We start from the raw sequence: 15,427 nt of genomic DNA, 5'->3' as shown, positions 1-15,427 counted from the left end.
CGTGAACTGGTGCAGGATGAGGTGAGCCTCAAAGACGGCCATCTTGGTGTGGCGGGTTACAGCGACTTGTGCAAAGCCTTTCGCCTCTCTGTCGTTGGAAATGTGAGAGGTGTTGCGCCCCCGATCCGTGGAGCGGTCATTTGCTCGTTTAAGCGCAGGCGGCCCTTTCACGGTGGTGTTCCGGAGGTTATTCTGCGAGAACGCGTGCTCGTGCCGCCTCCAACCCACAGTTTCTGCTGCGGGTCGGCGCGGCTGTCGAGCTCTGCGAAAGGGCGACGCCGGCCACGGGAGAGATCTCACGTCATTCGAGGTGATCGACACGGTGCGACAGACGTCAAGTTGTCGAACCGCCAGGCGGTCACGCGCCTGCCGGCGACACTGATTCTGCCGTCACTTTGCATGGTTCGGCCTTCTGGTTCATGTTCGCACCCTCTGTCTAGCATGAAACAGAAATCTCGCACGGTCGACACGCCCGCTCTGATGTGACCGGACTGCGCAGCAGGACCAGGCGGCGTTTAACAGTCCGCAGAAGCTGGTGAGCTATTTAGGGCTGAACCCGCCCGTGCGGCTGTTGGGAATGAGTCGGCCGCGGTTATGCGCGCGCCGGGCTAGTCGAGGCGGCCTTTGGCCAGCGGCCAAGCGCCCGGCCCACTGCATGTATCGTACTGCCGGTTCTGGCGGCGCGGCGTTCCTAGCGACAGGCTATCTCATGCAGAGTAACTCCAGGACCGCAAGCCCATCTCGCAGGTCGTACGGCACGGTCTAAGGTGAGTCCTAATCGCTCGAAAGTATTCTTCGGCTATGCCAACGTATAGCTTTCGAAGGAAATCCACCGCTGCCAATTTCGAGCGGACACAAGCATGGAATAATCGAGGCGACGTATGGGCGGCCATACAGTTGGTTACACTCAATTCTGGTCAGATCAGGTTTGCCAGTTGACTGTGCTGCGCTTCAAGAACACGAGCGCGGAATCGCTCGCCGAGCTTGGCAATACGCTCGGGCTGGCCGACAGTTCTTCTTCAAAACCGCATTAACTCAGAGCTAAGAGGTTACATTGAAGGCTGCCCTTCGCTCTCCTCGTTGGACGATACGAGAAGATGAACTGTTGCGCGAGCTTGTTGATGCAGGCGCACCGGTGGAATCCATTTGCGAAACGCTCAACAGAACCGAGCCGGAACTTCGGAGGCGGGGCTACTACATCGGCCTACCAAGGAAATGGTTTAAGCGAACAGTCGCTCACTGACGATGACATCGCGCTCGGCGGACAGCGATTCTTCTTTAACTTGCCTCCTACTATTGGTGCGGGCCAACTTTGATCAGCCCGATGGTCATTAGAAGAACACGTGTGGCGGGCACTAAAATGGGCCTTGCGACAGCCAGAAGAGCCCAGGAGAGCTACGACATCTCCCGAATCCCCCTTTTTCGATGAAACCGTTCTCTTGTGGACTGCGTGGATGCAAATCCGGGCCGGCTCCGGCCCCGCAGTACGACTATAGCGCCCAAACCGCGCTCGATTTCCTATTTCTCATGATATTGACCTGCCACTGCATTTTCATCCAGCGGCAGTTAGAGTCTCGGGGTTTTGTACGCCAAGTGGCGCGGATGGAGCAACGGACGATCGGCGGAGCTGGTCGGGGTTGCGCAGCCGATCGTCCGTTGCGGTGAGGTGGGCGGCGTAGGCCGCGGGGGTCAGGTATTTCAGCGACGAGTGGGGACGCTGGAGATTGTAGTCGGCGACCCAGTTGGCGATCTTGGCGCGGGCGTCATCGAGATCGAAGAACAGGGTCTCGTTGAGTAGCTCATCGCGCATCCGGCCATTGAAACTCTCGACGAAGCCGTTCTGCATCGGCTTTCCCGGTGCGATGAAGTGCCAATCGATGGCTGCGTCCTTGCACCAAGCGAGCATGGCGTTGCAGGTGAATTCGGTGCCATGGTCGGACACGATCATTCCTGGCTTGCCGCGTCGCTGGACGATTGCCGTCAGTTCGCGGGCCACGCGCCGCCCCGAGATCGACGTCTCCGGAATGGCGCCCAGGCATTCCTTGGTGACGTCGTCGACGATGTTGAGGATGCGGAAGCGTCGGCCATTGGCGAACTGGTCGTGGACGAAGTCCAGCGACCAGCGCGCGTTCGGCCTCGCCTCGACCAGGATCGGGGCACGGGTCCCCACGGCCTTGCGGCGAGCCCGCCGTTTGCGGACGGTGAGCCCTTCCTCGCGGTAAAGCCGGTAGATCCGGTTGATCCCCGATGGCTCGCCCTCCCGCCGCAGCAAGACGAACAACCGGCGATAGCCGAAACGCCGCCGCTCGTTGGCGAGATCGCGCAATCGGCCACGCAGAACTGCGTCCGGCGGGCGGTTGGAGCGATAGCGGATCATCTTCCGATCCGCCCCCACAATCGAGCAGGCCCGCCGTTCCGACAGGCTCATGACGGCCTGCAGATGCGCGATCGCAGCGCGCTTGGCGGCGGGCCCTACCATTTTTTTGAAAGGAGCTCGCGAAGTGCGGCCGCATCGAGCATCTGCTCGGCCAGAAGCTTCTTCAGCTTCGCGTTCTCCTCTTCCAAGGCCCTCAGCCGCTTCGCTTCGGAAACGTCCATGCCGCCGAATTTGGCCTTCCAATTGTAGATCGTCGCCTCGGAAACACCGTGCTTGCGAGCCAGGTCGGCTGTCTTCGCCCCAGCCTCATGCTCCTTCAATACCGCGATAATCTGCTCTTCCGTGAACCTTGCTCGCTTCATCTGTCCGTCCTTCTTCGGGCCGGACTCTAACTCCTTCTGGAGGAAATACGCAGTGGCAGGTCAATATCGCTCGATCTCGCACGAGTGCGGTTGGTGAAGGTTCACACCTCTCGTCAATGGCCTAGAGCAGGCCCGCTAGTCGCTCGCGAATAGCCAACATGCGAAGGGGCGTCTCAGCGGAAAGCCGTGGTGGTACGAATCGGGGAGCGTGCCACATTGACGCTCCGGACACTGCCGATCGTGACGGGCCGTTTGGAGTCGTGGCCGTACCAATAGCGCTGATTGCTATGGCAGGGTTCGTGCTTATTGGATATGTCGAAGCGCCGGCAAACGGAATGTGATGCCACTAGGCACAGGTAGGCGGTCATCGCGACAAGCGGCTACGCGGGTATACTCGTCCGGCCCGCCGGGATCGGTCTCATTGCACAAATGATGCGCTTGCCCTTGGCATTCGGAGTGTTGGGCGCGCTCATGCCCATCGTTACGCTGTCGGCTAGGATGATGATAACAGACCATCGCTGAGGCATTGGTCGAGAAAGGACACTAGCACGCCTCCAGCTAATGATCGTACGTGTGGGACCCAAAGTCGATGAGCTCTCAAGCGATGGCCGGACGTCTCGATCGTGATCATTTTTCCGTTCCTGCAGGTCGGCCGGCTGCGCCGTAGCTGGATCCACCGGGTCAGTCGGTTTATTGGCCGCACACGGAGGGCGGTTGTTGCGATAAATGTTCGTCAGCTGCGGATCAAGATCGATCGTTGCGTAAGCGGCGGGTCCGCTAGGCCATCGTTCACCGCTGATTGATCGTAAGATCGGCCCCCTTATCCGGCAATAGGTGAATCATTCTGGCGCCGTCCATCGCTTTCCGTGCGATAGGCCCGATATGCTAGGTGAATGCCGTCCTCGAGCGAGGTCGTGGCGTGCCAGCCGAGCCCGGACAGTCGACCCACATCGAGCAGCTTGCGCGGCGTGCCGTCCGGGCGCGAGATGTCGAAGCTGATTCCACCGCGATAACCGACCGCGGCCGCGACCATGAGCGCGAACTCGGCAATGCTGACGTCCTCGCCGGTACCTATGTTGACTGGCTCCGGCGAGGAATAGGTCTTCATCAGATGGATGCACGCGTCAGCGAGATCATCGACATAGAGGAATTCACGGCGCGGAGTACCGGTGCCCCACACCACTACATTGCCGCCACCCGAAATTTTGGCCTCGTGGAAGCGGCGGATCAGCGCGGCGACGACGTGGCTGTATTCAGGGTGATAATTGTCGCCGGGGCCGTAGAGATTGGTCGGCATCACGCTGATGAAATCGGCGCCGTACTGGCTGCGATAGGCCTGGGCCATCTTGATGCCAGCGATCTTGGCGATGGCGTAGGGTTCGTTGGTTGGCTCCAGCGGGCCGGTTAAGATCGAATCCTCTCGCAGGGGCTGGGGCGCTAGGCGCGGATAGATGCAGGAGGAGCCGAAGAACATCAGCTTCTCGCATCCATTCGCATGCGCCGCATGGATGACGTTGCTTGATATCGCCAGATTGTCGTGGAGAAACTCGGCGCGCAGCATGTTGTTAGCGACGATGCCGCCGACCTTGGCGGCGGCGAGGAACACGGCCTGAGGCCGCTTCGCGGCAAACCAGGCATTCACCGCCGCCTGTTCGCGCAGGTCGAGCTCGCTGCGCGACACCGTCAAGAGATCGGCCTGTTCACGTGCTAGCCGGCGCATCAGCGCCGAACCGACCATGCCGCGATGGCCAGCAACGAAAACTGTCTTGCCCTTCAATTCAAACGCAGTGGTTGCCATTGGATGCGCCCTGCTTGGCTTCGACGAGATCGCTGGCGACCATTTCCCTCACTAATTGCGAGAACGGTGTCTTCGGAACCCAGCCGAGCTTCGCGCGCGCCTCGCTGGCGTCGCCGATCAGGAGATCAACCTCGGTCGGACGGAAATAGGCTGGATCGATCTGCACCAGCGTCTTGCCGGACGCCTTGTCCAGGCCGACCTCGTCGACGCCTTTGCCCCGCCATTCGATGCTGCGCCCGACCTCGGCAAACGCCAGCTCGACGAACTCGCGGACCGACCGCGTCTCGCCGGTCGCGAGCACGAAGTCGGCGGGGTCGTCGACCTGCAGGATCCTGTGCATGCCTTCGACATAGTCGCGGGCATGTCCCCAGTCGCGCTTGGCATCGAGATTGCCGAGATAGAGTGTGTTCTCGAGGCCGATTTCGATGCGGGCGACGGCGCGGGTGATCTTGCGTGTTACGAAGGTCTCGCCGCGGGTCGGACTCTCATGGTTGAACAGGATACCGTTGCTGGCGAACATGCCATAGGCCTCACGGTAGTTCACTGTGATCCAGTAGCCATAAAGCTTGGCGACTCCGTAGGGGGAACGCGGATAGAATGGCGTGGTTTCCCTCTGCGGCACCTCTTGCACGAGCCCGTAAAGCTCCGACGTCGAGGCCTGGTAGAACCGCGTCTCCTTTTCCATGCCGAGAATGCGGATCGCTTCCAAAAGGCGCAGCACGCCGATCGCGTCGGCGTTGGCTGTGTATTCCGGGCTCTCGAAACTGACTTGGACGTGGCTCTGGGCGGCCAGGTTATAGATCTCGGTCGGCCGGATCTGCTGAACCAGCCGAATCAGATTGGTTGAATCCGTCATGTCGCCATAATGCATCAGGAACGGTACGTTGCCGGCATGCGGATCGTGATAGAGATGATCGATGCGCGCGGTGTTGAACGAGGATGACCGGCGCTTGATCCCGTGCACGGTGTAGCCGAGACGGAGCAAATACTCGGCCAAATATGCGCCGTCTTGCCCTGTGACGCCGGTGATCAGCGCAACGCGCCGTTTCAAGTGCTGAGCTGCCATGGTCTCTCTTAGTTGTCCCGGAAAAATGCCCCGTGAAACGCTGGTACGAAGCCGCTTCTCAAGTAATCTATACGCGTAAGCCCGCTGTCACCCGCAATTTGAGAAAAAGCAATCGTTAGCTCCAGTCATACACATCATCTAGGAATGCACACTATATACATAGATTTAGATTGGATTGGAGCGCGCCACACATTGTTCTTTAAAGAATGAAGGTCGATTAGCGCTCCATACTAGCTAATACTCGGCAATGGCCCTAAGCAGGAAAGATGGTGGCGATCGCCGTTAGGAGCACCAGGGGCGCACTTTCCAGAGCGATATTTCCAACGAGACAAAGGCCGAAGGTCTGTGTTCCTTACAGACCCTCAGGCGCATGTCCGCATTCCGGTGGTCTCGCCATGCCTTTGAAAGAGCAATGAGCTGAGACCCCGCAGTCGTTAATGCAATTGTCGGACGATGGTCTACAAGCCAGCAGCCAGTCAAGCCCGTGCGTCAAATCGTGTCTACAAAGCACCAGAATGCTATGTGAGTTGGCGCCATTCACATCGATTGGGCCAAGCTTTATCCCTGAGCGAGGCACCCGTTGGCTGCTCTTTCGCCTGGCGAAGTGGTGCGAAGAATTTCAGCGCGGTGAGATGGCAGTTTCGCCATCGAGTTGCGCCACGAGCCAATCTGCAAAGGCTCGTACCGCAGATCTCTGTCGGCTGGCCCGTGGATAGATCAGGCGATGGCCGACGTAGCGGATATCGTTGGCGCGTCCCGCCAGCGGCGCAACCAGTCGCCCACTCGCCAGTTCGCGTTCGGCCAGAAGCGTTGATTCCAGCGCGACTCCCAGACCTTCCGCCGCTGTCGCGATCGCGAGAAAGCTGCGATCGAATCTCATGCCATGCAGCGCGGGGGCTTCCAACCCGTTGGCGGTGAACCATTGGTGCCATTGAACCTGCTTCACGTCGGAGCGGATCAGCGTCCGACCGAGGAGATCGGCAGGCCTTCTTATCGATTTTGCGAGAGCAGGGGAGCAGAGAGGGGTGACCGTCTCCTCCGGGAGAGGAATAATTTCGACACCGTCAGCACGCGGCGGACCATAGACAATGTCGATATCGAAGTCATCATTGCTGAAGCGCGCGTATTCCGTGTTTGCAGCCAGTCGAACCTCGAGCTTCGGAAGAAATTCGTCCGGCAATGCGATCTCGCGGAACGGCGGATGGACGCCTGAACGCATCAGGAGTGCGGCGACCGACCGGCCGACAAATGAGAACTTTGCAATCATTGGTGAGCCGCATTCACCTGTGCTCTGATGGCTCTCTGAAACGAAACGGAGCGCGAATCTGCCCTGTCCGCCTAGCTCAATCCCCTTCGCGCGGCAAACGGCGCCCCGCTCGTTTTTGCATCTTGCTGGACGTTCTCTTAGATGACTGGCTCGCAGTCACATCGCCAGAAGTGCGAGCACGATGTGCAAGGCTAGATGCTGCCATATGCACTTTTTCTCTTCGCGCCTCGTGGTAACGGGTCGCCTTGCGAATGATTCACGCAGGGAGCCATAACCCATAATAAACGGCTTCGAGGAGGCCGGTAAAATAGAGAAGAAACTCCGGCGGCCACTCGCCATCGAGGCTGATAGAAGCGGGTATATCAGACTCCAGAGATGCTCGATGGAGCGTCCTTGGATTCCGGTTACTGGAGATGGCGGTCGCTCATCGAAGCGGTTCCTCTACGGACCTGTGTCTCTGTTGCAGAGATTCAATAGCGGCGAGGGGTCCGTGCACCACTTTATCAGTAGCGTTACTGCGAAAGGCACCAGAGGGAAGCGACGTTCCGCGATTCCGATGTCAATGAACCGCATCTGCCATGATACTGGCACACAGTCGAAGCCGCAGAAACTATGACGAGTGCTCGAACTGCGGTTGCCACCGCAACAAATAGGACTGCAGTGCGCGGACGGCGACCGCCAGCAAGATGCCGACGATCATCATGACGAAGATGGCGACCATCATCTCGCTGGCGTTGGCGCGCGCCTCCGCTTCAATGATGAGCTTGCCGAGCCCGCGCTCTGCGCCGATGAACTCGCCAACGATGACGCCGATCAGCGCAAAGGATACTGCGGGCAACAGCGAAGCGAACACCCAGGCGAGCGCGGACGGGATCACGACCGTGCGCAGCACCGTGAATTCGCTGGCGCCGAGCAGGCGGGCGGCAGCGATCTGGTCACGGTCGACCGCACGCGTTCCTTCGAAGGTGTTGAAGAACACCACGAAGAACACGACGAGCCAGGCGGTTGCGATCTTGGAGAGGTCGCCGAGGCCGAAAATCAGGATGACGAGCGGGACCAGCGCAATGCGCGGTATGGAGTTGAACGCCACGATGTAGGGGCTGAACACGCGAGAGAGAAAATCGGAACGGCCGAGCACCAGGCCGGCCGCGATCCCGCTCGCCGAGCCGAACAGAAAGCCCCACCAGGTGTTCTTCAACGTGACGAGTGTGGCAAGCCACAGATTGTTGTCGCTGCCCTTGATGCAGGCGGTAAAGCCGGTCGCGTCTGCGAAGCAGCCAAGCCGCAAGAAACTCTGCCAGATCAGCGACGGCTTGGCGACGAAATAGGGATCGAGGATTTTCGGCACGTAGGCCTTCGGCAACAGCGCCCTGCTCCATTCGAAGCCCCATTGCCAGACGACGAGAACGACTGCGAGAATGGCCAATTGCCAGAACAGGATGACGGTGCGGCTGTTAGACATGGTCAATCGGCCCTGGTGCGGCGGAATTCTTCGCCGAGGGAATGCCAGATGTGGGAATAGAGCCGGGCGAACTCGGCCGTCTCGCGCACGGCCACGGGATCGCGCGGACGCGGAATGGCGACGTCGAAGTCTTCCTTGAGACGCCCGGGGCGCGCCGAGAGCAGGATGATGCGGCTCGCCAGCGTCAAGGCTTCGCCGAGATCGTGAGTCACGAACAGAACGGTCTGCCGCTCGCGTTCCCAGATCTCCAGCAGCGTCTTGTGCATCTCGAGCTTGGTGTGGGTGTCGAGCGCACCGAACGGCTCGTCCATCAGCAGGATCTCGGGCTCCAGGATCAACGTGCGCATCAAGGCGACACGCTGGCGCATGCCACCGGACAGCATGCGCGGGAAGCTCTGGGCAAAGCCTGCGAGGCCGGCCTTCTCGACGGCCGTGGCAACGCGCGCGGCGCGCTCGCTCTTTGGCACTGCCGCGATCTCCAGCCCATAGCCGATGTTCTGCTCCACGGTCCGCCACGGAAACAGCGTATCGCGCTGGAAGACGTAGCCGACCCTGGGGTTGACCTCGCCGGTCTCGACCGCGTCCCCGTCGATCAGGATGCGTCCGCCGGAGCGCGGCAACAGCCCCGCGACCATGTTCAGTATGGTGCTTTTGCCGCAGCCAGATGGACCGAGCAGCGCGACGAACTCGCCCTGCTTGACCTCGAAGGAAACGTCATCCACCGCCACGAACTCGCGGCCGGACGCGTTGAAGCGCTTGGCAAGACCCTGCACGGTAATGCGCGTGCGCGCAGCCGCTGCTCGATCCTCGTCGCGCGCGAGCGCGAGGCCCTGGCTTGGCGCGACGATCATTTGTATTTCGTCCTGGCGGTCTCGAGAAAGCTCATGTCGACAACATCCCCGTACCTGGTCTCGGGAATGTCGGTTCCTTTGCGGTACCAGGGCTTGGCGCCGCGTTCGAACGACGCCTTGTCGATGACGCCGTCATAGGCCCAGGTCGACTTGTCGAAGCCGAGCTCGGCGCTGACCGCATCGGGATCGATCCCTGAGAAATATTTCGGCGTGACCAGAGCCTGCACCTCGGCAAGCGGCGCCGCTTTGACGAAGGCCATCGCGCGGTAGACCGCGTTGACATAGGCCTGCACCATCGCCTTGTCCTGCTCGACCGTGTCCTGCAGCGTGTAGATCACGAGTACGGGCAGCGTCCCGCCGAAATCCCTGTCGAACACGCCAGGCTTCGACGTGTCGTAGATCGTCCGGCCAAAACCCTTCTTCTCGACCTCGACGATCCAGCTCGGTGGCGCCATGATGGCGTCGAACTGCTTGGTCTGTAGCGAAGGGAACATCGTGTTGGTCCCGCCGCCCGCGACCCAGTTCACCTTGGTGCCGAGCCCGCGCGCTTCGAACACATAGGTGCCGAATACCCAGGTGCCCGATCCGATGGCGGTCGCGGCGACGATCGGCTTGGCGCCGTCGGTGCGCTTGTAATCCGCGAGCTTCTCGACCGAATTGATGCCGCTGTCGTAGAGGTCCTGCCGGACCACGATGTTGGCGTAGGAGCATACCATCTCGGTCGCGAGCAGCATCTTGCAGGGCTTGCCGCGCGCTCCGAGCTGGAGCGGATGGCTGGCATCGCCGTGGGCGAACAGCGCCTGCCCCGCCGCCAATGTCTGGCGGCCGAATGTACCGGCGTTACCTGTGACGAGCCTGGAATCGAGCCCTTCGTCCTTGAAGTAGCCCTTGAGCTCCGCGATCATGCCGATGGCGTAGACCGGCGAGACCGGCCCGAACGCGAGCGAGACCTGTTTCGTTTCGGCGTGCAACCGTCCCGGCAGCAGCGACGCGCCGGCCCATGCGGAGCCCGCGATCAGCGCCTGGCGCCTCGTCATGCTCATGTGCTCCTCCTCCCTTGGTTCTTGTTCAGTCGGGCCGGCCGGGTCAGGACGGCGCGACCTTGATCGTGCCCTGCTGCCGCAATGCTTCGATCTCGTCCGGCGACATGCCGATCTCGCTGAGAATCTCGCCGCTATGCTGACCGATCCCGGGAGGATCGTAGCGATTGGGCAGGCGTCTTCCGTCCATGGCAATCGGCAACAGCGGCGTCTTGGCCTCGCGACCATCGGGCAGCCGAATGTCGGTCAGGCCACCCGACCGGTTGAGATGCGGATCGTCGAAGAGATCGCCGGGCTTGTTCACCGGCGCATAGGGCAGATCGAGTTGCTCGAGCCGCGCTGCCAGATCGGCCTTGTCCCATTGCTTGAAGAGCTTCGCGATTTCGGGGATCAGCCAGTTGCGATGATCGACCCGGTCGTTGCTGGTCGCAAAGCGGGGATCGGAGAGCCAGGCTTCGCGATCAAAGGCGCGGCAAAACGCTTCCCATTGCTCTTCACCGACGATGGTGACGAACAGTTTTGAGCCATCCCTGGTATCGAAGAGGTCATAAACGGGCCATGGGCTGTCCTTGATCGAATATGGGATCGAGGGCTGGCCGCTGACCACCTCACACATCATGGCCTGCGCCATCAGGAACACGTTGTTCTCATAGAGCGCGCTCTGGATGTAGCGGCCCCGGCCGGTGCGCTGCCGCTCGGCGAGCGCAGCCTGGATCGCGATCACGCCGAACATGCCGCCCATGACATCGTTGACGGAGGCGCCCGCGCGCATCGGCCTGTCGGGCAAGCCGGTCATGTAGGCGAGGCCACCCATCATCTGCACGACCTCGTCGAGTGCGAGGCGGTTCTCGTAAGGCCCTGGCAGATAGCCCTTGAGCGAGCAATAGATCAGGCGTGGTGCAAAGGCCGCGACGCTCTCATAGTCGAGGCCGATCCGCTTCAACAGGCCCGGCCGGAAATTCTCGATCAGGACGTCGCTGCTGGCAATCAGCCTTCGTGCGACGTCCTGGCCCTGCGCGCTCGACGTGTCCAGCGCGATGCTGCGCTTGTTGCGGCTGTAGGTCGCAAAGAAGCCGGCCGCAGGTCCCTTGAAAGTGCGGGTGCGGTCGCCCTTGAGCGGTTCGACCTTGATCACGTCGGCACCGAGATCGGCCAGGATCAGGCCGCAGCTCGGCCCCATCACCATCTGGCTGAACTCGATCACCCGAACGCCCGCCAACGGACGAAGCTCCGATGCCGTCTGCCGCACAGCCATGGTCATGCCGCCCTCCGCAGGACCTTGGGGATTCCGGCTTCGTGCAGATGGCCGGTCAGATGGTTTGCCGGGATATGGCGGGCGAGAATCTCCCGCGTCTGCATCAGGCGGTCGAGGTCGATGCCGGTGGAGAGCCCCATGCGCTCCAGCATGAACACGAGATCCTCGGTGACGATGTTGCCGCGCGCGCCGGGAGCGAAGGGACAGCCACCGAGGCCGGATACGGCGGCATCGAAACGGCGGATGCCCGCTTCGAGGCCGGCGACGGCATTGGCAAGGCCGGCACCGAGAGTGTCATGCAGATGCAGCCGCAGCGTCGTTTGCGACCCGACCTCGCGCTGCACCGCCGTCACGATCTGCCGGATCGATTTGGGCGTCGCATATCCGACGGTGTCCGCAAGCCCGATTTCATCGGCTCCGGCCTCGGCAAAGGCGCGCGCGACCCGGCATACCGCCGCTTCGCTCACCTCGCCTTCCAGCGAGCAGCCGAAGGAGGTGGAGATCGCGCCCATCAGTTGCGGCCGCTGATCCACCGGACGGGCATCGATCGCGGCGCGGACGGCGCGAAACCCATCGAGCTGCTCTTCGATCGTGCGGCGCACATTGGCGCGGTTGTGCGTCTCGCTGGCCGAGATGACGAAATAGACGACGTCGACGCCGGCGCCGATGGCACGCTCGGCGCCCTTCGGGTTCGGCACCAGCGCGCCGATGGTGGTCGATTTGTGCGTGAGCGCATGCGCCATCAGCGCATCGACGTCGGCGAATTGCGGCACGACCTTCGGCGGAACGAACGACCCGGCATCGATCTCGCGTATGCCCGCGGCCGCGATCGTGTCGATCAACGCGCATTTGGCTTCGGTCGGAACGAAGATGTCCAGGTTCTGGAGACCATCGCGGGGCGCGACTTCGCAAATGTGGACATCGGGCTCGCGGGCCATGTGAGTCTTCCTAGGCCGATTGTATATTGTTATATAAAAGAACAATCCATGGGACAATCTGTCAAGCCCTAAGACTGCGTGCACTGCAATGACTGCTACCCAAAGTTGCCGACGTTCCCAAGGCAAAGCCGGTTCTGAGCGCGCCGAGCACCTCGCCGGCTTGATCATGGCGCTCGCCCGGCGCGACGGCATGAAGGCAGGCGATCGTTTGATCGAGCAGAGGCTGGCGGACGCGCTCGACCTGTCGCGCGCCCCGATCCGGCTCGGGCTGAAGGCGCTGGAAGCTGCAGGCCTTGCGCGCGGCGAGCCACATCGCGGCTTCGTGCTGGCGAAGAATCCGACCAGCGGCGCGGCCCAGCCGGCGCTCGCGGCCGTCAGGCGCGGCGAACAGGTCTATGCGAGCATTGCCGGCGACGTACTGGCGAGCCGGCTTTCGGCTGACGTCACCGAGGCGGAGTTGATGCGCCGTTATGATCTGAGCCGGGCCGAGCTACAGCGGCTTCTTGATCGCATCGCGGCCGAGGGCTGGATCGCGCGCCTGCCGGGCTATGGCTGGCGCTTTGCGGAGACGGTGTCGAGCCCCGCCGCGCAGGCTCAGGCGATGGCGTTCCGCGTGGTGATCGAGCCGGCGGCGATGGCGCAGCCGAGCTACGCGCTATCGCATGAGGCGATCGCGCGATTGCGTGAGCGGCAACAGCGCGTCCTCGGCGGCGAATTCGAGAAGATGACCATAGGCGAGATCTATCAATCCGGCTGCGAATTCCACGAAGAGATCATCCGCGGGGCGGGCAATCCCTTCTTCCTCGAAGCGCTCAAGCGCGTGAACTCGATCCGTCGCCTGTTCGCCTACCGCAGCTTCGCCGACCGTGAAGGCATGCGCCGTCACGTGCGCGAGCATCTGCGCTTGCTCGATCTGCTGGAGGCGCGCCACTATGCGGAAGCGGCCGAACTGATGACGTGGCACCTGCAGCGCCCGCTAGTCGAAGGCCTGTCTTGATGTTTCGGGGGCAGCGATTGAACGATTTAACGCCATGCTTGCGTTGCACGTCGCCGTATCGCACAAGCTACCTCGGGATTCGTACCTGAAGGCTAGATTGCCATCGAGAACGTCCGTGATCTTCGCGCCGCTAGAACTATTGATCCAAGCAGCTAGGGGTCAACACGCGATCACCAGCCGACGTCAGCAGTGATGGAGAAGCTTATGCGTGGAAATCCTCGTTTCGATTTCGTTGCTTGCGCTCACAGCGGCCATTGGCGAGCCGGCTCCTCGTCGGGGAGGTGATGCCAGCTCGTGGCTCGTGATCCATTAGGGTACCGCACTAACTTTTAGCGCTTCTAGTGGCATAGCTTTGTCGCATCAGCCCTGTAATCGCGGGTACTCGGCCTACCCCAAGCCGCCGGGCTTTTCCAGATCGGCCCAGATCTTCGCAAAATACTCCTGGAACTTCGGGTCGGTGCGCAGGCCCGCGGGGTCACAGTTGGCGCGCGGCAGGTCGATTACAAGCATTGACTGGACGGTCGCCGGGCGGGCGCTCAGCACCAGCACGCGATCGGCCATGGCGATAGCTTCGCCGATGTCGTGGGTGACCAGGATCGCGCTCTTGCCGCGTTCGGCGATGATGCGGGAGACGTCGGCCTGCATCAGAAGCCGGGTCTGGAAGTCGAGCGCCGAGAACGGCTCGTCGAGCAGGATCACTTCGGGGTCGAAGGCCAGCGTGCGCATGATGGCGACGCGCTGGCGCATGCCGCCGGACAGCGCGGCAGGTTTCGCGTGCTCGAAGCCAGCGAGGCCATAGGCCTTGATCAGCTCCAGCGCGATCTCTCGCGCGCGAGGTTTTGGCGTTTTGCGGATCTCCAGCCCGAGCATGACGTTGTCGAGCACGCTGCGCCACGGCAGCAGCAAATCCTTCTGCAGCATGTAGCCGACATGGCCGGCGGCATCGTCCACGCGCCGTCCGCCGACCTCGACATGCCCATGGGTCGGCCGCAGCAGCCCGGCAATGGCGTTGAACAGCGTGGACTTGCCGCAGCCGGAAGGGCCCACGATGGCCAGCGTCTCGCCGCGGCGGAGCTCGAAGTCCACCTTTCGGATTGCCTCGACCGGATGGCCGGTGCCATCGAAGGTGACGCCGACATTCTCGGCGCGCAGCACGATCGGCTCCAGCCCTGCAATGTTCTGCGCCAGCGCATTCATCGGTCCACCTCCTTCAGGAAGTCGAGCAGCGTGTCGTTGAAGATTTTTGGCGTGACCACGCTGAAGGCGTGCGCGCCCCAGGCGACCTCGTGCACGCGCGAGTTCGGAATGGCGGCGGCGAGCTCGCCGCTGAGATAGGCCGGCACCAGCGCGTCGTCCTTTGCCGAGGACAGCAGCGTCGGCACGTTGATCTCGCGGAGGCGCCGGCCGCCCTCGAACGCCAGGAACATGTCTATACGTTCATTCATCGTCGCGGCGGACGGGAAGTGCTTCAGGATCTTCTCTTCCTCGGCGTCGAGATGGGCTATGTTCTCGGAGATCCATTGCGGCGGATAGAGGAACAGCGGCTGCGCGCGCACATAGGCCTGCGGGCCCGACTGGTTCAGCAGCGCCTTGCGAATCTCAAAGCAGCGCCGCAGGAACGGATCGGCGCGGCCCCAACCGTTGACGATGGTGAGGCTGCGCAGGCGCCTGGGATGACGCAGCGAAAGCTCGATGCCGACGATGCCGCCGATGGCGTGGCCGACGACATGCGCGGCATCGACGCTGGCATGGTCGAGCACGCACGCGATGTCATCGGCCATGCCTGCGATGCTGCGGCTGCCGCTTTCGCTGCGGCCGGTGCCGATGTGATCGTAGAGGATGACCTGGTGGCGCGCGGCGAGCGCCGTGAGCTGCGGCGCCCAGAATGCGCCGCTGCCGCCCATGCCGGCCGAGAGCAGAACCGGCGTGCCCTGTCCGTGAACTTCGTAATAGATCTCGGCATCCTTGCCGCGTGCAAAAGCCATGACGTCCCAGCGATTGGAGTGATGTGGTT

General features: G+C 61.9%; 11 protein-coding genes and 1 pseudogene. 1 reads left to right on the top strand and 11 read right to left on the bottom strand.

What is annotated here, in order from left to right:
- Positions 1–1,552: 1,552 nt before the first annotated feature.
- The 9 genes and pseudogenes from HZZ16_RS20510 to HZZ16_RS20470 all read right to left on the bottom strand — a co-directional run bounded on the left by HZZ16_RS20510 (position 1,553) and on the right by HZZ16_RS20470 (position 12,416).
- A protein-coding gene (locus HZZ16_RS20510; RefSeq protein WP_197951063.1) for an IS3 family transposase occupies positions 1,553–2,739 on the bottom strand; the annotation gives its coding sequence in 2 pieces (ribosomal slippage) (positions 1,553–2,487 and positions 2,487–2,739; 1,188 coding nt in all).
- A gap of 820 nt (positions 2,740–3,559) precedes the next feature.
- Positions 3,560–4,537, bottom strand: a complete 978-nt coding sequence (locus HZZ16_RS20505) for a GDP-L-fucose synthase family protein (RefSeq protein ID WP_197951061.1) — start codon at positions 4,535–4,537, stop codon at positions 3,560–3,562.
- The gene (gene gmd, locus HZZ16_RS20500) at positions 4,518–5,603 is read right to left on the bottom strand and encodes a GDP-mannose 4,6-dehydratase (RefSeq protein ID WP_197951059.1); all 1,086 of its coding nucleotides are present in this window, start codon (positions 5,601–5,603) and stop codon (positions 4,518–4,520) included. Before gmd ends, HZZ16_RS20505 begins: the two co-directional genes overlap by 20 nt.
- Before the next feature lie 619 nt (positions 5,604–6,222).
- Positions 6,223–6,765: pseudogene (locus tag HZZ16_RS20495) on the bottom strand (LysR substrate-binding domain-containing protein); the annotation flags it as partial.
- Between the two features lie 715 nt (positions 6,766–7,480).
- Entirely contained in the window at positions 7,481–8,332 is an 852-nt protein-coding gene (locus tag HZZ16_RS20490) for an ABC transporter permease (protein ID WP_197951057.1), read from the bottom strand.
- A gap of 2 nt (positions 8,333–8,334) precedes the next feature.
- On the bottom strand, positions 8,335–9,183 hold the full coding sequence (locus tag HZZ16_RS20485) for an ABC transporter ATP-binding protein (protein ID WP_197951055.1): 849 nt from the start codon (positions 9,181–9,183) through the stop codon (positions 8,335–8,337).
- Positions 9,180–10,226: an ABC transporter substrate-binding protein gene (locus HZZ16_RS20480; RefSeq protein WP_197951053.1), complete on the bottom strand. Its 1,047-nt coding sequence runs from the start codon at positions 10,224–10,226 to the stop codon at positions 9,180–9,182. The genes HZZ16_RS20485 and HZZ16_RS20480 overlap by 4 nt, the downstream gene beginning before the upstream one ends.
- 43 nt (positions 10,227–10,269) lie before the next feature.
- Positions 10,270–11,484 (bottom strand): CaiB/BaiF CoA transferase family protein, encoded by a 1,215-nt coding sequence (locus HZZ16_RS20475; RefSeq protein WP_197951051.1) that lies wholly within the window; start codon positions 11,482–11,484, stop codon positions 10,270–10,272.
- Positions 11,481–12,416 (bottom strand): hydroxymethylglutaryl-CoA lyase, encoded by a 936-nt coding sequence (locus tag HZZ16_RS20470; RefSeq protein WP_246510253.1) that lies wholly within the window; start codon positions 12,414–12,416, stop codon positions 11,481–11,483. Before HZZ16_RS20470 ends, HZZ16_RS20475 begins: the two co-directional genes overlap by 4 nt.
- 166 nt (positions 12,417–12,582) lie before the next feature.
- On the opposite strand from HZZ16_RS20470, the gene HZZ16_RS20465 reads away from it, so the two are divergent.
- Positions 12,583–13,413, top strand: coding sequence for a GntR family transcriptional regulator (locus HZZ16_RS20465; RefSeq protein ID WP_197951047.1), 831 nt, complete (start codon positions 12,583–12,585; stop codon positions 13,411–13,413).
- Between the two features lie 387 nt (positions 13,414–13,800).
- On the opposite strand, the gene HZZ16_RS20460 is transcribed toward HZZ16_RS20465, so the two are convergent.
- Complete coding sequence (locus tag HZZ16_RS20460; RefSeq protein ID WP_197951045.1) at positions 13,801–14,610, bottom strand: ABC transporter ATP-binding protein; 810 nt, start codon at positions 14,608–14,610, stop codon at positions 13,801–13,803.
- Entirely contained in the window at positions 14,607–15,398 is a 792-nt protein-coding gene (gene rutD, locus HZZ16_RS20455) for a pyrimidine utilization protein D (RefSeq protein WP_197951043.1), read from the bottom strand. The genes HZZ16_RS20460 and rutD overlap by 4 nt, the downstream gene beginning before the upstream one ends.
- Between the last annotated feature and the right edge of the window lie 29 nt (positions 15,399–15,427).

Origin of the sequence: Bradyrhizobium glycinis (assembly GCF_016031655.1) — a bacterium.
Taxonomy (GTDB): Bacteria; Pseudomonadota; Alphaproteobacteria; order Rhizobiales; family Xanthobacteraceae; genus Bradyrhizobium; species Bradyrhizobium glycinis.
The sequence above is the reverse complement of the archived record's forward strand: the minus strand, read 5'-3'. Positions and strand labels throughout refer to the sequence as shown.

Bases quoted from the DNA above. Each gene is read 5' to 3' on its own strand.
- HZZ16_RS20505 (WP_197951061.1), bottom strand. From the start codon at position 4,537: ATGGCAACCACTGCGTTTGAATTGAAGGGCAAGACAGTTTTCGTTGCT.
- gmd (WP_197951059.1), bottom strand. From the start codon at position 5,603: ATGGCAGCTCAGCACTTGAAACGGCGCGTTGCGCTGATCACCGGCGTC.
- HZZ16_RS20490 (WP_197951057.1), bottom strand. From the start codon at position 8,332: ATGTCTAACAGCCGCACCGTCATCCTGTTCTGGCAATTGGCCATTCTC.
- HZZ16_RS20485 (WP_197951055.1), bottom strand. From the start codon at position 9,183: ATGATCGTCGCGCCAAGCCAGGGCCTCGCGCTCGCGCGCGACGAGGAT.
- HZZ16_RS20480 (WP_197951053.1), bottom strand. From the start codon at position 10,226: ATGAGCATGACGAGGCGCCAGGCGCTGATCGCGGGCTCCGCATGGGCC.
- HZZ16_RS20475 (WP_197951051.1), bottom strand. From the start codon at position 11,484: ATGACCATGGCTGTGCGGCAGACGGCATCGGAGCTTCGTCCGTTGGCG.
- HZZ16_RS20470 (WP_246510253.1), bottom strand. From the start codon at position 12,416: ATGGCCCGCGAGCCCGATGTCCACATTTGCGAAGTCGCGCCCCGCGAT.
- HZZ16_RS20465 (WP_197951047.1), top strand. From the start codon at position 12,583: ATGGCGCTCGCCCGGCGCGACGGCATGAAGGCAGGCGATCGTTTGATC.
- HZZ16_RS20460 (WP_197951045.1), bottom strand. From the start codon at position 14,610: ATGAATGCGCTGGCGCAGAACATTGCAGGGCTGGAGCCGATCGTGCTG.
- rutD (WP_197951043.1), bottom strand. From the start codon at position 15,398: ATGGCTTTTGCACGCGGCAAGGATGCCGAGATCTATTACGAAGTTCAC.